Annotated in this window: 19 protein-coding genes; 3 read left to right on the forward strand and 16 right to left on the reverse strand. The window is 69.9% G+C overall.

Annotated features, from left to right (window positions below; all coding sequences use genetic code 11):
* Positions 1-50 precede the first annotated feature (50 nt).
* Positions 51-878 (reverse strand): translation elongation factor Ts, encoded by an 828-nt coding sequence (gene tsf / locus CI089_RS11155; RefSeq protein WP_023950948.1) that lies wholly within the window; start codon positions 876-878, stop codon positions 51-53.
* Positions 879-983: 105 nt separating this feature from the next.
* On the reverse strand, positions 984-1,865 hold the full coding sequence (gene rpsB / locus CI089_RS11160; protein WP_071918149.1) for a 30S ribosomal protein S2: 882 nt from the start codon (positions 1,863-1,865) through the stop codon (positions 984-986).
* Positions 1,866-2,141: 276 nt separating this feature from the next.
* Between rpsB and CI089_RS11165 the strand changes: the two genes are divergently transcribed.
* Positions 2,142-2,660: a murein hydrolase activator EnvC family protein gene (locus CI089_RS11165; protein ID WP_256977836.1), complete on the forward strand. Its 519-nt coding sequence runs from the start codon at positions 2,142-2,144 to the stop codon at positions 2,658-2,660.
* A gap of 3 nt (positions 2,661-2,663) precedes the next feature.
* Here CI089_RS11165 and CI089_RS11170 read toward each other — a convergent pair whose 3' ends face one another.
* From CI089_RS11170 to CI089_RS11215, 10 genes are all read right to left on the reverse strand, one after another.
* A complete protein-coding gene (locus CI089_RS11170) occupies positions 2,664-3,242 on the reverse strand; it encodes a DUF3060 domain-containing protein (RefSeq protein WP_094261641.1) in 579 nt (192 codons plus the stop codon).
* 62 nt (positions 3,243-3,304) lie between these two features.
* Complete coding sequence (locus tag CI089_RS11175; RefSeq protein WP_094261642.1) at positions 3,305-4,216, reverse strand: tyrosine recombinase XerC; 912 nt, start codon at positions 4,214-4,216, stop codon at positions 3,305-3,307.
* A gap of 58 nt (positions 4,217-4,274) precedes the next feature.
* Entirely contained in the window at positions 4,275-5,456 is a 1,182-nt protein-coding gene (gene dprA, locus CI089_RS11180) for a DNA-processing protein DprA (RefSeq protein WP_094261643.1), read from the reverse strand.
* Positions 5,453-6,997: a YifB family Mg chelatase-like AAA ATPase gene (locus tag CI089_RS11185; protein WP_094261644.1), complete on the reverse strand. Its 1,545-nt coding sequence runs from the start codon at positions 6,995-6,997 to the stop codon at positions 5,453-5,455. The genes dprA and CI089_RS11185 overlap by 4 nt, the downstream gene beginning before the upstream one ends.
* Positions 6,994-7,356 (reverse strand): YraN family protein, encoded by a 363-nt coding sequence (locus CI089_RS11190; RefSeq protein ID WP_094261645.1) that lies wholly within the window; start codon positions 7,354-7,356, stop codon positions 6,994-6,996. Before CI089_RS11190 ends, CI089_RS11185 begins: the two co-directional genes overlap by 4 nt.
* 90 nt (positions 7,357-7,446) lie before the next feature.
* Entirely contained in the window at positions 7,447-7,770 is a 324-nt protein-coding gene (locus CI089_RS11195) for a DUF2469 family protein (protein ID WP_094261646.1), read from the reverse strand.
* 66 nt (positions 7,771-7,836) lie between these two features.
* On the reverse strand, positions 7,837-8,496 hold the full coding sequence (locus CI089_RS11200; protein ID WP_094261647.1) for a ribonuclease HII: 660 nt from the start codon (positions 8,494-8,496) through the stop codon (positions 7,837-7,839).
* Positions 8,493-9,236: a signal peptidase I gene (lepB, locus tag CI089_RS11205; RefSeq protein ID WP_023950967.1), complete on the reverse strand. Its 744-nt coding sequence runs from the start codon at positions 9,234-9,236 to the stop codon at positions 8,493-8,495. Before lepB ends, CI089_RS11200 begins: the two co-directional genes overlap by 4 nt.
* Positions 9,237-9,377: 141 nt before the next feature.
* Positions 9,378-9,725, reverse strand: a complete 348-nt coding sequence (rplS, locus tag CI089_RS11210; protein ID WP_023950969.1) for a 50S ribosomal protein L19 — start codon at positions 9,723-9,725, stop codon at positions 9,378-9,380.
* Between the two features lie 155 nt (positions 9,726-9,880).
* Positions 9,881-10,375: an MFS transporter permease gene (locus CI089_RS11215; protein ID WP_094261648.1), complete on the reverse strand. Its 495-nt coding sequence runs from the start codon at positions 10,373-10,375 to the stop codon at positions 9,881-9,883.
* Positions 10,376-10,427: 52 nt separating this feature from the next.
* Here CI089_RS11215 and map point away from each other — a divergent pair, with 52 nt between their 5' ends.
* Positions 10,428-11,210, forward strand: a complete 783-nt coding sequence (gene map, locus CI089_RS11220) for a type I methionyl aminopeptidase (protein ID WP_094261649.1) — start codon at positions 10,428-10,430, stop codon at positions 11,208-11,210.
* A gap of 36 nt (positions 11,211-11,246) precedes the next feature.
* Here the strand turns inward: map and trmD are convergent, their stop codons facing one another.
* The 4 genes from trmD to rpsP are packed head-to-tail and all read right to left on the reverse strand — an operon-like array spanning position 11,247 to position 13,226.
* Entirely contained in the window at positions 11,247-11,948 is a 702-nt protein-coding gene (gene trmD, locus CI089_RS11225; RefSeq protein ID WP_094261650.1) for a tRNA (guanosine(37)-N1)-methyltransferase TrmD, read from the reverse strand.
* Position 11,949: 1 nt separating this feature from the next.
* On the reverse strand, positions 11,950-12,567 hold the full coding sequence (gene rimM, locus CI089_RS11230) for a ribosome maturation factor RimM (protein WP_094261651.1): 618 nt from the start codon (positions 12,565-12,567) through the stop codon (positions 11,950-11,952).
* A 1-nt stretch (position 12,568) separates the two neighbouring features.
* Complete coding sequence (locus tag CI089_RS11235) at positions 12,569-12,799, reverse strand: RNA-binding protein (protein ID WP_023950977.1); 231 nt, start codon at positions 12,797-12,799, stop codon at positions 12,569-12,571.
* Positions 12,800-12,803: 4 nt separating this feature from the next.
* Positions 12,804-13,226, reverse strand: coding sequence for a 30S ribosomal protein S16 (rpsP, locus tag CI089_RS11240; protein WP_094261652.1), 423 nt, complete (start codon positions 13,224-13,226; stop codon positions 12,804-12,806).
* Between the two features lie 183 nt (positions 13,227-13,409).
* Here rpsP and CI089_RS11245 point away from each other — a divergent pair, with 183 nt between their 5' ends.
* The gene (locus CI089_RS11245; protein WP_094261653.1) at positions 13,410-14,579 is read left to right on the forward strand and encodes a glutamate--cysteine ligase; all 1,170 of its coding nucleotides are present in this window, start codon (positions 13,410-13,412) and stop codon (positions 14,577-14,579) included.
* Positions 14,580-14,588 lie beyond the last annotated feature (9 nt).

The following is a 14,588-nucleotide window of genomic DNA, read 5'->3' on the forward strand; positions in this document are numbered from 1 at the left end:
GGATGGGCATGGAAAAGGCCCGCATCCGAGGATGCGGGCCTTTCGGGCAATTACGCGCCGACCTTGAACCGAGCGAAGTCGGTGATGGTGATGCCGGCGTCCTTCGCGACCTGCGCGACGGACAGCTTGTTGTCCTTCGCGTAGTCCTGGTCGAGGAGGGCGACCTGCTTGAAGAACGCGCCCACGCGGCCCTCGACGATCTTCGGGAGAGCCGCCTCGGGCTTGCCCTCGTTGCGGGAGATCTCGGTGACGATCTCGCGCTCCTTCTCGACGTCGGCCTCGGGAACGTCCTCGCGCGACAGGTAGCTCGGGTTCGCGAACGAGATGTGCTGCGCGATCGAGCGAGCCGTCTCGGCGTCCGAACCGGAGTACGCCACGACGACGCCGATCTGCGGGGGCAGGTCCTTGCTCGTCTTGTGCAGGTAGATCTCGAAGGCGTCGCCGGTCAGCGTGCGCACGCGGCGGAGCTCGACCTTCTCGCCGATGATGGCGGCCTCATCGTTGATGAGCTGCTCGATCGTCTGACCCGATGCGTCGGCGGCGAGGGCAGCCTCGACCGAGTCGGCGGACGCGGCGGCAGCGGCGTCGGCGACCTTGTCGGCCAGCGCGATGAACCGGTCGTTCTTCGCGACGAAGTCGGTCTCGCAGGCCAGCTCGACGAGGGTGACCTTGCCGTCCTGCTCGCGAGCGACGACGAGGCCCTCGCTCGTGGAGCGGTCGGCACGCTTCGCGTTGCCCTTCGCGCCCTTGAGGCGGAGGATCTCGACGGCCTTCTCGACGTCGCCGTCGGCCTCTTCGAGGGCCTTCTTGGTGTCGACCATTCCGGTGCCGAGCTGCTCGCGAAGAGCCTTGATGTCGGCGATGGTGAAGTTTGCCATGAGTGGCGGCTCCTTCTGTATGTGGGAAATCTCGTGGATGCCGATCGGCGCGGCCGGGCTCAGCCGCGGCCGCGCCGATCGTAGCGGGTCAGGAAGACGCGCTGATTACTTCTCGGTGGCCTCGGCGGCGACGGTCTCGGCCTGCGCTTCGGCGCCGGCCTCGTCGGCGGGCGTCTCGGTCGCGGCGACCTCGGCGGCAGCGCCCTCGACCACAGCGGTCTCAGCAGGAGCGCTCTCGAGCAGCTCGCGCTCCCAGTCGGCGAGGGGCTCGGCCTCGGCCGACTCGTCGGACGGCTGGTGACGCTGGATGAGTCCCTCGGCCGCAGCGTCGGCGATGATGCGCGTGAGCAGGCTCACCGAGCGGATCGCGTCGTCGTTGCCGGGGATCGGGTACTGGAACTCGTCGGGGTCGGCGTTCGTGTCGAGGATGCCGATCACGGGGATGCCGAGCTTCTTGGCCTCGTCGATGGCGAGGTGCTCGCGCTTGGCATCGACGACCCAGATGGCCGACGGGGTCTTCTGCAGGTTGCGGATACCGCCGAGCGACTTGTGGAGCTTGTCGAGCTCGCGCTTCTTGAGCAGCAGTTCCTTCTTGGTGAAGCCGCTGGCAGCCGGGTTCTCGAAGTCGAGCTCCTCGAGCTCCTTCATGCGGGCGAGGCGCTTCGAGACGGTCTGGAAGTTGGTCAGCAGACCACCGAGCCAGCGCTGGTTGACGTAGGGCTGGCCCACGCGGGTCGCCTGCTCGGCGATGACTTCCTGCGCCTGCTTCTTGGTGCCGACGAAGAGGATGGTGCCACCGTGGGCGACCGTCTCCTTGACGTACTCGTAGGCGCGGTCGATGTACGACAGCGACTGCTGCAGGTCGATGATGTGGATGCCCGAGCGCTCGGTCAGGATGAAGCGCTTGACTTTCGGGTTCCAGCGGCGGGTCTGGTGCCCGAAGTGGACGCCGCTGTCGAGCAGCTGGCGAATGGTGACGACGGCCATGGCCGTTCTCCTTCTGTTTCGGTTGATTCCCCGGGCCGACGGCCCGGTACTCCTGGCGCCCGACACACTTCCGCTCGCCGCCGAAACGGGAGACCTGGGGAAGATGCGCCACGATCGGAAACCGATCGCTCAGGGCACGCGTAGTCACCTCGACGAGCGAGGTGCGGTGATCAGTGTAGCAGTCAGCCGCTCCTCCCCGAGGCTCGTGGCGGCCGGCTTCTCCACGTGTCGGCTCTGCGGCCTCCGCATGCGCGGCGCAGGTTCGAGACTCGGCACATGATCCACCGTACGGTCGGACGCCTCGCCGCAGCCCTCGTCGTGATGAGCCCGCTCCTCCTCGGCGGTCCCGGGCCCGGCCCGGGTGCCGATGCGGATGCCGTTCCCGCGCCCCCATCGGGGTGGACGATGCCGCTGCGGCAGGCCACGGTGGTCCGGGGATTCGAAGCCCCCGCGCACGAGTACGCCCCCGGTCACCGCGGGGTCGACCTGTCAGCCCCGGACGCCGAGGTCCTCGCCCCGGCCGGCGGGACGATCGCCTTCGCCGGCCCGGTGGCGGGCCGGCCCGTCGTGACGATCGATCACGATGACGGGCTGGTGACCAGTCTCGAGCCGGTCGAGACGACGCTGGCACCGGGAACGGTGGTGGCCCGCGGAGAGCCGGTGGGCACCGTGACCACCGGCGGTCATGTCGGCGACGGCGGCATCCATTTCGGTGTCCGCCGCCACGGGGAGTACATCAACCCGCTCACCATGGTCGCGGGCCTTGCTCGTCCCGTCCTCTTGCCGTGCTGCTGAGCGTCAGCCGGTCCCGATCGCGTTGCGGTCGCCGCTCTGCGTGACCGCCCCGAGGCGGTCTGCAGAGACGCGGTTGTCATTGCCCGACACCGACACGGTGCCGATCTCGTCGGCCTCCACGGCGTTCCGGTCCCCCGCGACGGCGAGAGCGCCGACGACGACGGCGTCGACGTCGGCGGACTGCCCCGTGACCTCGAGCGAGTCGACGGAGCCGAGGTCGATCTCGAGGCCATCGCCGCTCGCGACCACACGGCCGATACGCGCTCGTTCCAGGTCGACGTCGAGCGAGGCACCTTCGATCCGGACGAGATCGCATTCGCCGGCGAAGGAGACGTCGAGGTCGTTTCCGCGGATCGCGACGACGCCGTCGACACAGACGGCCTCACCTGTACCGGGTGAAGCGGGCGATGTCGCGTCCGGCGACGCGTCCGACGTCGTCGCGGACGGAGCGGAGGCAGCAGGCGACGTCCGGGGCGCGGTGGGGCGGACGATTCGGTCAGGCTGGTCCGAGGATGCCGGTGTGCACGATGCCAGCATCGCGACGAGCGCGATCGCACCCACGACGGCGGCGGACGTTCTCATACGCGTCTCCTCACGGTGTCCCCGGCACACTCCACGCTACGACGGGCCGGCGCAGCGCACCATCAGGCCCGTGGATGAGCCTGGCGGTAGGCGGCGGCGAGCCGCTCCCCCGACACGTGCGTGTAGATCTGCGTCGTGCCGAGGCTCGCATGCCCGAGGATCTCCTGGACGGCACGCAGGTCGGCGCCGCCATCCAGCAGATGCGTCGCGGCGGAATGTCGCAGGGTGTGCGGCCCCACGGCATCCACCCCGAGTGCGGGGCCGAGCTTCTCTGACACCGTCGCGTACACGCCGCGCGGGGTCAGCCGGCCGCCGCGTGAGCCGAGGAACACCGCGCGCGCTGCGCTCGCGTGGCCTGCGGCGCGTGCCGCGAGCGCCGGGCGCCCGCGTACCAGGTAGGCCTGAACGGCATCGAACGCCGGACCGCCCACCGGAACGACCCGGTCTTTGTCGCCCTTGCCGGTGACGCGCACCGTGCGGCGATGGCTGTCGACGTTGTCCAGGTCGAGCCCGCACAGTTCGGACACGCGGATGCCCGTCGCGTACAGCAGCTCGAGGATCGCGTGGTCGCGGAGGAGGACCGGGTCTCCGTCTGCCGCCCGCGCCCGCAGATCATCCAGGACCGTCGCCATCGTCTGGGCGGTCGCGACCTTGGGCAGGGTTCGCGCCCGCTTCGGCGACGCGAGGCGCAGCGCAGGATCGCTGGCAATCAAGCCGCGCTCGGTCGCCCACGCGAAGAAGCCGCGCGCGGTCGCGGTGCGGCGGGCCAGCGTCGATCGCGCATCGCCCCGTTCACTCGCGCGCCAGACCCAGTCACGCAGCACTTCGATGTCCACTTCCGCGAGCTCGATGTCGCCGGACGCGGCAACCAGATCGACGAGGTCGTTGCGGTAGGCCCGAACGGTGTTCTCCGAGAGCCTGCGGACGCGCAGCAGATGCTTCGCATACGCCTCCGCCGCCTCCGAGATGAGCATGCAGCCAGCATGACCGATCCGTGGTCGCTGCCGGGCCAGGCTCGCGGAGCGCCAGCCGTCAGCTCGCCGTTCGACGCCACCCGCGCTCGTCGGACACGACGCGGCCATCGAGCTCCAGGAGCCCCAGCCAGCCGCTCACGTCCTCGCCGGCCACACCGGAGCGCCGAGCGATCTCCGCCACATCCCGCGGCGCTCGGGTGCTCAGCGCGTCGAGCACCCTGGTCGCATCGTCCGTCCGACCGTCACCGTCGAGAGCCGCGGCATGGCCAGGCTCCACCGACCATCCGAGCAGCTCCCGCACGTCGTCCGCGCTCGTGATGCACCGCCCGTCGTACTCGCGGAGGATCCGATGGCATCCCGCCGACGCCGCAGACGTGACCGGCCCCGGCACTGCGCCGAGTGCCCGCCCGAGCGCCGCCGCGTGACCCGCGGTGTTCAACGAACCCGACCGCCACCCCGCCTCGACTACCACGGTGGCATCGGAGAGCGCGGCGATGAGCCGATTGCGCTGCAGGAAACGCCACTTCGTCGGCGCCGTGCCGCAGGGAACCTCACTCACCACCACGCCGCGACGCGACACGTCCGTCAGCAGGCCGGCGTGCCCCGACGGGTACGCCTTGTCGACGCCGCCGGCCAGCACGGCGATCGTGACGCCGTCGACGGCGAGGCACGCCCGGTGCGCCGCCGCGTCGATGCCGACCGCAGCACCCGAGACGATCGTCGCGCCACCGACGCCCAGGTCCCCCGCGATCTCCCCCGCGACCTGCACCCCGTACGGCGTCGCGGCACGGGCGCCCACGAGCGCGACAGCCGTCACCGGCGCTGCGAGCACATCCGTCTGCCCGCGTGCCCACAGCGCGACCGGAGCATGGATGCCGAGCTCGTCGACGCGCACCGGCCACGCTGCATCCCCCGGGATGACGAGTCTGACGCCCACCCGCCGAGCCCGCTCGATCGGATAGCGGTGGTCGTCCTGTCGCGGACGCCACCGGGCACAGGCGCGGCGCCAGTCCCGTACGTCGAGGTCGAGCTCCGCCGGGGGTGTGTCGTCTCGCAGGGCGCACTGGAGAGCGCGGGACGGTCCCAGCCGCTGGATCGCGAGGCCGGCGATACCGTCGCCGGGCTCGGCCAGCACCGACCATCGTGCGCGTGCCCAACGCTCGCGACCGCTTTCGGGAGCCGCGAGGTCGCCCGCGGGCACGAGCCCCGCCAACGCTCTGCGCACCTCGTCGTCGCTCACTGCTGCAGCCCCTTCTTGAGGAACAGCGCGCGCCCGACGTCACTCGCGGTCAGGCGCTCGCGACCGGCGAGGTCGGCGACCGACCATGCCACCCGCAACACCCGGTCGTAGCCGCGTAGGGTGAGCGAGCCGCGCTGGAGCGCCGTGTCGAGCGGAGCGCGGACGCGCGGCTCGGGAGCGAGCGGTCCATCGCGCAGCCAGGCTCCGGAGACAGCGGCGTTCGTCCGCCAGGGCGTCGCCGCCAGCCGCGCGGCAGCCCGCGCTCGCGCGGCCGCGACCTGCTCCCGCGCGTTCGCAGTGGTCATCTGCGCAGGACCGCGCGACGCCAGGTCGGCGAGCGACACCCGCGAAAGCGAGAGCTCGATGTCGATGCGGTCCAGCAAGGGGCCGGAGAGCCGGCCGAGATAGCGACGGATCGCGAGAGATGGACAGGAGCATGTGCCGCCACGGACTCCGTACTGTCCGCACGGGCAGGGGTTCGTCGCCAGCACCAGCTGGAACCTCGCCGGCAGCGTCGCTCGGAACCCCGCCCGGTGTATGTCGATCGACCCCGCCTCGAGCGGCTGACGCAGAGAATCCAACGCGTGGGCGCTGTACTCACCAGCCTCGTCGAGGAACAGCACGCCCCCGCTCGCGCGAGCGATCGCCCCCGGGCGCAACGACCTGCTGCCGCCGCCGACCAGCGCCGCGACGCTCACGCTGTGATGCGGCGCCTCGAACGGAGGAACCCTGCTCAGGCTGTCGACGACCGTGCCGGACAGCGAGCGTATGGATGCCACCTGAAGCGCGGTCTCGTCGTCGAGCGCGGGCAGGATCCCCGGCAGGCGTCGTGCGAGCATGGTCTTGCCCGCGCCGGGCGGACCGCTCATGAGCAGATGATGGCCGCCGGCGGCCGCCACGACGAGCGCGTCGATCGCCTCCTCCTGTCCGCGGATGTCCGAGAGATCGTCGACAGGCAGCCCGTCCCCGCTCTCCCCGCCCGCGGCCGGTCCCGGCACCTCGGGCACCGCTTCGTCGTCACCATCGATGTCGAGCCCGTGCCAGCGCGCGACGCCTGCGAGGGTGCGGCATCCGACGACCCGGATGCCGTCGACGAGAGCGGCTTCGGCTCGGCAGGCCTCGGGAACGATGACCGTCCGCCGTCCTGCCCGCGCCGCGGCGATCACCGCGGGGAGCACTCCGGGAACCGGCCGGAGGCGTCCGTCGAGGCCCAGCTCACCGATGTGGACCGTGTCGGCAAGCGACACCGGATCCATCGGCAGCTCTGTCGCGAGCGCGGCCGCAGCGATGGCGACATCGAAACCCGATCCCTGCTTCGGGAGGCTGGCCGGGGAGAGATTGACCGTCACACGACGTCGCGACAGCGGCAGCCCGCTGTTCTGGCAGGCGTTGTGCACGCGCTGCTGCGCCTCGGCGAGGGCCCGGTCCGCGAGACCGACGATGCGGAACGCGGGCGTCTGGTTCGACAGGTCGGCCTCGACCTCGACGAGATCGCCGGCCAGCCCCGTGAGCGAGACCGCCCAGGTGCGGCCGAGGCTCATCGGAGATCCTCGACGTGCTCGAGCACCGCCGCCTCGACGTCGTCGCCGGTGATGCCGATGACGTCGAGACGAATACGGCGTCCGCGCACCTCCCCCGGATGTGCGGCGATCCACGCGCACGCGAGGCGCCACAGCCGGTCCTTCTTGCGCTCGTCGACCGCCTCGAACGGGTGCCCGTACGCCGCGGTCCGCCGGGTCTTGACCTCGACGATGACGAGCTCGTCGCGCGACACCGCGACGATGTCGATCTCCCCCTGGCGGTCACGCCAGTTGCGGTCGAGTATCTCGTAGCCGAGGCGGGTCAGGTGCCGCGCGGCCCGCTCTTCACCGGCGCGGCCCCGGTCGTCTTTCGCTGCCATACGAGCACTCTCGCGCGGCGGCGGACGACCCGGGTGCCACGGCCGTGAGCCCGTGCAGAACCGGCAAGGAGACGGCCCTGGGGAGGAAGCTCAGCTGTCGAGCGAAAGCTCGTCGGGCAGCTCGAAGTCGCGACGCTGGAGCTCTTCGACGTTGACGTCTTTGAAGGTCAGCACCCGCACGGACTTCACGAAACGATCGGCGCGGTAGATGTCCCAGACCCATACGTCGGTCATCGTCAGCTCGAAGTAGAAGTCGTGCTCGGTGTCGCGCCGGACGACGTTGACGTCGTTCGCGAGGTAGAAGCGACGCTCGGTCTCGATCACATACTGGAACTGCGACACGACGTCGCGGTACTCCTTGTAGAGCGCCAGCTCCAGCTCGCGGTCATAGTCTTCGAAGACTTCGTCATCCATGGTGCTTCCATCCTAGGCGGCGGCAGCAGGACGTCATCCTCCCCGGCGGCCGCCCCGGCAGCGACGTCAGAACAGCGTCGGCGCGTCGGCGATCGCCCACGACGCCCGGTGATGACGCGACAGCCCGTGCTCGCGGATCGCGGCACGGTGGAGCGCGCTGGCGTACCCCTTGTTCCGCGCCCACTCGTACATCGGCGTCTCATCGTGCAGTTCGGTCATGTGGGTATCGCGCGACACCTTCGCGATGACCGACGCCGCCGCGGCGCTCGCGCAGTCGCGGTCGGCCTTGATGATCGTGCGGACCGTCAGGCCCGGTCCGGCCATCGGGCTCACGTAGTCGTGATTGCCGTCCAGGATCACGACGGTCTCCGCCGCGAAGGGGTCGACGCCGCCCAGACCCTGGATCGCGCGGACCGCAGCCAGGCCGAGTGCCCGCATGATGCCCATCTCATCGATCTCGCCCGGCGTGGCCGATCCCACCGCCGAGGCCACGACCCAGTCCGCTGCTCGCAGCGCCAGCTCGGGCCGGCGCAGCTCGGTCACGAGCTTCGAATCGCGAAGCCCCTCGGGGATCCGGCGGCGCGCGCAGCGCGCGTCGAGCACGGCGGCGCCGACCGAGACCGGGCCCGCCAACGCGCCGCGCCCGACCTCGTCGAGCGCGATGACGAACTCGTACTCGCGCAGCAGCCGCCGTTCGACGGTCAGCCGGGGCGCGACGACGGTCATCGTCCTTCGGGCGCGGGCACACCCGCGAAGACGTCGTGGTGGAAGTCGATGAGGCCGAAACGGTCGAGCGGCCAGGTGATGAGAAAGGCGCGTCCGACGACGTTGTCGAGCGGGACGAAGCCCTGCGAAGGCTGGTCGCGGTTGTAGCGCGAGTCCCGCGAATGATCGCGGTTGTCGCCGAGCACCCACAGCGAGTTCTCGGGCACCGTCACGTCGAACGGCACCTCCTGCGGGGCCGATTGTCCGTCCGCGAGCGAGACGTACGAGGACTCGTCGATGGGAACGTCGTTCACCGTGATCTGGCCGACGGCGTTGCAGCAGACGACGTGGTCGCCCGGCATCCCGATGATCCGCTTGATGAGGTGGTCTTTGCTGTCGGGAGCCGACAGCCCCACGACGGAGAGCACCCAGTCCATGCCCTCCACGAGCGGCGGCCGGGCGGGCTCGACCGTGGCCGGGAGCCATCCACCGGGATCGCGGAAGACGACGACGTCGCCGCGGGCGTACCCGCCGAACCGCGGCGTGAGCTGGTCCACCAGGATCCGGTCGTCTTTCAGGAGCGTCCGCTCCATCGACCCGGACGGGATGTAGAACGAACGGACGAGGAACGTCTTGACCAGGAACGACACCGCGAGAGCGATGGCGACGATCACGAGGATGTCGCGAAGCAGCAGGCCGAGGCGACGAGATCGTGATCGCGCGGGCTTCGGCGCCTGCGCGGCAAGGTCATCGGTGGTCATTCATCGCCTCTCATCCGACTCGCCCGCCGGGGAGCCTTACCCAGGGTCGCACATTCCGCGACCATCGCCGGTCACCGCGCAGCGGAGACGACGGATGCCCCGAGCCAGAGCCCGGGGCATCCAGAGAATGCGTCGCTGCGATCAGCGGTCGCGCTTCTCCTTGATCTTCGCCTTCTTGCCACGCAGGTTGCGCAGGTAGTACAGCTTCGCGCGGCGAACGTCACCGCGCGTGACGACCTCGATGTGGTCGATGACGGGGCTGTGGACGGGGAACGTACGCTCGACGCCGACCTGGAAGCTGATCTTCCGGACGGTGAAGGTCTCGCGCACACCGTCGCCGGAGCGGCCGATGACGACGCCCTGGAAGACCTGGATACGCGAGCGGTTGCCCTCCGTGATGTTGACGTGCACCTTGACGGTGTCGCCGGGGGCGAATGCGGGAATGTCGCTGCGCAGCGATGCTGCGTCGACGGAGTCGAGGATCTGCATGATCTGTTCTTCCTGCGACCGCCTCAGGTCGACCACGAGAGAGTTGAATAAGGATGCGGTGCCCCGGGCACCCGCCGGGCGCCGCTCCCCTGAGGCAGAGATCTGTCAGGGCACAAGCGTTCATTCTGCCACGCCGGGCGCGACTGACCAAAACGTCAGCTGTCGCTGCGCCGGACCTCTTCGATGATCACGACCTTGTCGTCGGCACGACGTTCGGCCGTCGGTCGCATCGCCTCGCGCAGGTAGGCCGGATCCGTGGCGACGGAGAACAGCGAGACGGGTCGCGCTTCGCGGAAGAGCTGCCAGAGCGACACCCAAAAGACGGCGAGGAAGGCGGCGACTGCGGCGAGAAGCAGCGGCCAGAAGGCACCCTCGGGGTAGAACCCGATGGCGATGATGAGCGCGTGCCACACGGTGAAGACGAGCACGTCCCACCACGACAGCATCCGCGAGTGCCGGACGGTGCCCCGGGCCCGCACCAGGAACGTCGTCACGAGCTCACCGACGAGCACGGCCGGCACCGCGATGAACAGGACCCACAGGAAGACCCAGCCGCTCGCACCCGAGATGGCCCAGCCCACCACGAGCCACAGCGGCAGCACCAGAGCCGCCGGAAGGAGCCAATGGAAGAGCGCGCGTCGCAGCCACATACTCCCGATGCTACGCCGGTCCGGCAGGATAGAAGCTGAAGAGAGGATCACGATGATCGAACTGCGCACCCCTGCCGAGATCGAAGCGATGCGTCCCGCGGGACGTTTCGTCGCCGAGACGCTGGCGACCCTCCGCGACGAGACGAAGGTCGGCACGAACCTCCTGGCGATCGACCGGCGCGCGCACGACCTGATCCGCCGCGCCGGGGCCGAATCCTGCTACATCGACTACCACCCGTCGTTCGGCGCCAGCCCGTTCGGCAAGGTCATCTGCACGTCGATCAACGACGCCGTGCTGCACGGCCTCCCCCACGACTACGCCCTCCGCGACGGCGATCTCGTCACACTCGACTTCGCCGTCTCCGTCGACGGCTGGGTTGCCGACTCCGCGGTGTCGTTCGTCGTGGGAACCCCGCGCGACGAAGACCTCGCGCTGATCGACACGACCGAGCGCGCTCTCGACGCGGCGATCGGCGCCGCCGTGGTCGGCAACAAGATCGGCGACATCTCCCACGCGGTGGCGACGGTCGCCCGCGCCGATGGCCTGTCGATCAACACCGATTTCGGCGGCCATGGCGTCGGGCGCGAGATGCACGGCGACCCTCACGTGCCCAACGACGGCAAGCCGGGCCGCGGCTACCCGCTGCGTGCGGGTCTCGTCGTCGCACTCGAGCCGTGGTTCCTCCAGAGCACCGACAAGCTGGTCACGGATGCCGACGGATGGACGCTCCGCAGCGCCGACGGATCGCGGGGGGCGCACTCCGAGCACACCGTAGCCATCACCGCGGACGGTCCGGTCATCCTCACCGACCGCTCGTTCCTCGGCGTCGACTGACCCGCCCTCTGTCCCGGTCCGCCTCCGGCGGCCCGCTCAGGCCTCGGGGTCGGCGGGAAGCAGGTCGGGACGGCGCTCGCGCGTCCGCTCGACCCGCTGGGCGTGCCGCCACTCCGCGACGCGGCCGTGGTGCCCGCTGAGCAGGACGTCCGGCACTTCGTGGCCGCGCCACGACGCGGGCTTGGTGTACGAGGGGTACTCGAGCAGCCCGTCTTCGTGCGACTCCTCGACGAGGCTCTCAGGGTTGCCGACCACGCCGGGAATGAGGCGGCCGATCGCTTCGATCATCGCCATCGAGGCGACCTCTCCCCCGTTGAGGACGTAGTCGCCGAGGCTCATGAGCCGGACGTCGCCGAGCGTCGCCGCGTATGCGAAGACGCGCTCGTCGATCCCCTCGTAGCGGCCGCAGCCGAAGACGAGGTGCGACGCTTCGCTCAGCTCGCGAGCGGTGCTCTGCGAGAATCGCTCGCCGGCAGGCGCGGGAAAGATGAACGTCGGCCGGTCACCCGCGTCCGCGACGATCGCATCCAGCGCGAGACCCCACGGCTCGGGCTTCATCACCATGCCGGCGCCGCCGCCGTAGGGGGTGTCGTCGACGGTGCGGTGCCGATCGGTGGTGTAGTCCCGCAGGTCGTGGACGCGGACATCGAGGAGGCCGGCGCCGCGGGCCTTGCCGAGGAGCGAGACCTCGAGGACGTCGAAGAATGCGGGGAAGATCGTGACGACGTCGACGCGCACGTCAGTCCTCGGAGGGGGCGCTGTCGCCGTCCCGGTCGGATGCCGCGCCGGAGGCGTCGTCGGCATCCTCGGCCGGCAGATCTTCGAACAGCCCCGCCGGCGGGGTGACGATGACTCGGCCCGCAGCGACATCCACCTCGGGCACGATCGCCTTGACGAACGGCACGAGGATCTCGGTGTCGTCACCGTCGCGCTGGACGATGAGCAGGTCCTGCGCGGGGAGATGATCGACGCGTGCGATGCGTCCGACCCGCTCACCGTCACGCACGACGTCGAGGCCGACGAGCTGGTGATCGAACCAGGCGTCATCCTCGGCCGTGGCGTCGCCGTCCTGGTCGACCCAGAGGATGGCCTTGACGAGGCTCTCGGCAGCATCGCGGTCGTTGACGTCCTCGAGGAAGAGGACGGGGTGCGAGTTCATCCACCGGAACTCGCGGACGGTCACGGACTTGCCGTGCCAGGGAGACGCCTCGGGGACCTGCAACGTGAACGTCGCGCCCGGCACGAAGCGGCCGTCGGGATCATCGGTGTAGAGCTCGAGCTTGAGTGCGCCCTTGAGGCCGTGCGCCTTGACAAGGCGCCCGACGCGCAGCTGGGTGCGAGCGGGGTCGGCGGCCATCTCAGTCGTCCGCGACGTCGACGCGAACGCGCGTGCCGTCGGCAAGCGCGGAGATCAGCGCGCGCAGCGCCTTGGCGGTGCGTCCGCCGCGCCCGATCACCCGTCCCCGGTCGTCGGGGTGCACGCGCACCTCGAGGACCTCGCCGCGGGGCGACGAGGAGGAACGGATGACGACGTCGTCGGGGTGATCGACGATCCCCTTGACGACGTGCTCGAGCGCGGCGGACAGCAACGGATTACTCCGCGTCGGTCGCGTCGGCGGCGGGAGCCTCGTCGGCGGGAGCCTCAGCGGGCTCCTCGGCCTTCTTGGCGGCCTGCGGCTTGATGACCGACTTCTTCGACGCGTCTGCGACGAACTCGCCCTTGGCCTCGGCCGTGCGAACGGTCGAGACGGCGTTCTTGTCGCCCTTGAACTTGCCCCAGTCGCCCGTGAGCTTCAGCAGCGCGGTGACCTGCTCGGTCGGCTGAGCGCCGACCGACAGCCAGTACTGGGCGCGGTCGGAGTCGACCTTGATGATCGAGGGCTCCTCGGTCGGGTGGTACTGACCGATCTCCTCGATCACGCGGCCGTCGCGCTTGGTGCGCGAGTCGGCGACGACGATGCGGTAGTAGGGCGCGCGGATCTTACCGAGGCGCTTGAGACGGATCTTGACAGCCACAATTCTCCTGAGTGGTGTGATGTGAAGTGAACGTCGCCTGGAGCGTGGGGTGCACACCCGGCGGGAGCTCTGAGGGTGGACCTTCCCGCCGGATAGAGGGTCGAGCGAGCGGTCCAACCGTCTATTTTGCCAGATGATGACGGTCGTCGCGAACCGCACCGCACCGCGTGTCAGACTGAGCGCATGACGGTCCCCTTCGCCACGTCTGCCCGCTCCTCCGTGGGCATCGAGTGGGAGTTGATGCTCGCCGACCGCGACACCGGGGATCTCGCGCCCCGCGCGCCCGAGGTGCTGGCCGAAATGGAGGACTCCTCCGCGCTCGAGCGCTACACGATCACCGGCGAGCTGCTGACGAACACCATCGAGGTGACGAGCGGCGTCGGCGACACGGTCGCCGCGGCGGTCGACGACATCGACGACGCGATCCAGCGGGTGCGCGAGTTCGCCGCACCGCGCGGCCTCGAGATGCTCTGCGCCGGAAGCCACCCCTTCGCCCGGTGGTACGAGCAGCAGATCACCGACAAGACCCGGTACCACAAGCTCATCGAACGGACCCAGTGGTGGGGCCGGAACATGATGATCTGGGGCATCCACATCCACGTGGGCGTCGAGGACGTCAACAAGGTGTTCCCGCTGATCAACGCACTGTCGCTGTACCTCCCCCACCTGCAGGCCCTGTCGGCATCGAGTCCGTTCTGGGCCGGCGACCGCACCGGGTACGCGTCCAACCGAGCCCTCGTCTTCCAGCAGCTGCCGACCGCCGGCCTGCCGTGGAGCTTCACGCAGTGGAGCGACTTCGAGAACTACCTCGACGGAATGGTCCGCACGGGGGTCATGGAGGACGCCTCGGAGGTGCGCTGGGACATCCGCCCCGCACCGAAGTGGGGAACGATCGAGATCCGCGCGTGCGACGGGATGTCGACGCTCCCCGAGCTCGCGGCCGTGGCATCCCTCGTCCAGGTCCTCACCGAGCACCTCTCACGCCAGCTCGATGAGGGGCGCGCGCTACCGACGATCCCGCCGTGGTTCGTGCGGGAGAACAAGTGGCGCGCAGCCCGGTACGGATTGGACGCGCGTCTCATCGTCGACGCCGATGGCACGCAGCGCCACGTCGCCGATCACCTCCGCGACACGATGGCCGAGCTCGAGCCGATCGCGGAGGAGCTGCACTGCGCGCGCGAGTTCCGCGGATTGACCACGATCCTCGATCAGGGGGCCAGCTACCTCCGTCAGACGCGCGTCGCGGATGCCGCCGACGGCGACCTTCGCGAGGTCGTCCAGCACCTGATCCACGAGTTCCGCGACGGGCCCACGCTGCGCCAGCACTTGGCGAAACCGGACGTCGGCCGCTGAGGCGGGGCC

The organism is Microbacterium sp. Yaish 1 (assembly GCF_002245215.1).
Lineage (GTDB): Bacteria > Actinomycetota > Actinomycetes > Actinomycetales > Microbacteriaceae > Microbacterium.

What these genes read in the sequence shown, in the direction of transcription:
- tsf (WP_023950948.1), bottom strand. Translation starts at nt 878, where the DNA reads ATGGCAAACTTCACCATCGCCGACATCAAGGCTCTTCGCGAGCAGCTC.
- rpsB (WP_071918149.1), bottom strand. Translation starts at nt 1,865, where the DNA reads ATGGCCGTCGTCACCATTCGCCAGCTGCTCGACAGCGGCGTCCACTTC.
- CI089_RS11165 (WP_256977836.1), top strand. Translation starts at nt 2,142, where the DNA reads ATGATCCACCGTACGGTCGGACGCCTCGCCGCAGCCCTCGTCGTGATG.
- CI089_RS11170 (WP_094261641.1), bottom strand. Translation starts at nt 3,242, where the DNA reads ATGAGAACGTCCGCCGCCGTCGTGGGTGCGATCGCGCTCGTCGCGATG.
- CI089_RS11175 (WP_094261642.1), bottom strand. Translation starts at nt 4,216, where the DNA reads ATGCTCATCTCGGAGGCGGCGGAGGCGTATGCGAAGCATCTGCTGCGC.
- CI089_RS11185 (WP_094261644.1), bottom strand. Translation starts at nt 6,997, where the DNA reads ATGAGCCTCGGCCGCACCTGGGCGGTCTCGCTCACGGGGCTGGCCGGC.
- CI089_RS11190 (WP_094261645.1), bottom strand. Translation starts at nt 7,356, where the DNA reads ATGGCAGCGAAAGACGACCGGGGCCGCGCCGGTGAAGAGCGGGCCGCG.
- CI089_RS11195 (WP_094261646.1), bottom strand. Translation starts at nt 7,770, where the DNA reads ATGGATGACGAAGTCTTCGAAGACTATGACCGCGAGCTGGAGCTGGCG.
- CI089_RS11200 (WP_094261647.1), bottom strand. Translation starts at nt 8,496, where the DNA reads ATGACCGTCGTCGCGCCCCGGCTGACCGTCGAACGGCGGCTGCTGCGC.
- lepB (WP_023950967.1), bottom strand. Translation starts at nt 9,236, where the DNA reads ATGACCACCGATGACCTTGCCGCGCAGGCGCCGAAGCCCGCGCGATCA.
- rplS (WP_023950969.1), bottom strand. Translation starts at nt 9,725, where the DNA reads ATGCAGATCCTCGACTCCGTCGACGCAGCATCGCTGCGCAGCGACATT.
- CI089_RS11215 (WP_094261648.1), bottom strand. Translation starts at nt 10,375, where the DNA reads ATGTGGCTGCGACGCGCGCTCTTCCATTGGCTCCTTCCGGCGGCTCTG.
- map (WP_094261649.1), top strand. Translation starts at nt 10,428, where the DNA reads ATGATCGAACTGCGCACCCCTGCCGAGATCGAAGCGATGCGTCCCGCG.
- rimM (WP_094261651.1), bottom strand. Translation starts at nt 12,567, where the DNA reads ATGGCCGCCGACCCCGCTCGCACCCAGCTGCGCGTCGGGCGCCTTGTC.
- CI089_RS11245 (WP_094261653.1), top strand. Translation starts at nt 13,410, where the DNA reads ATGACGGTCCCCTTCGCCACGTCTGCCCGCTCCTCCGTGGGCATCGAG.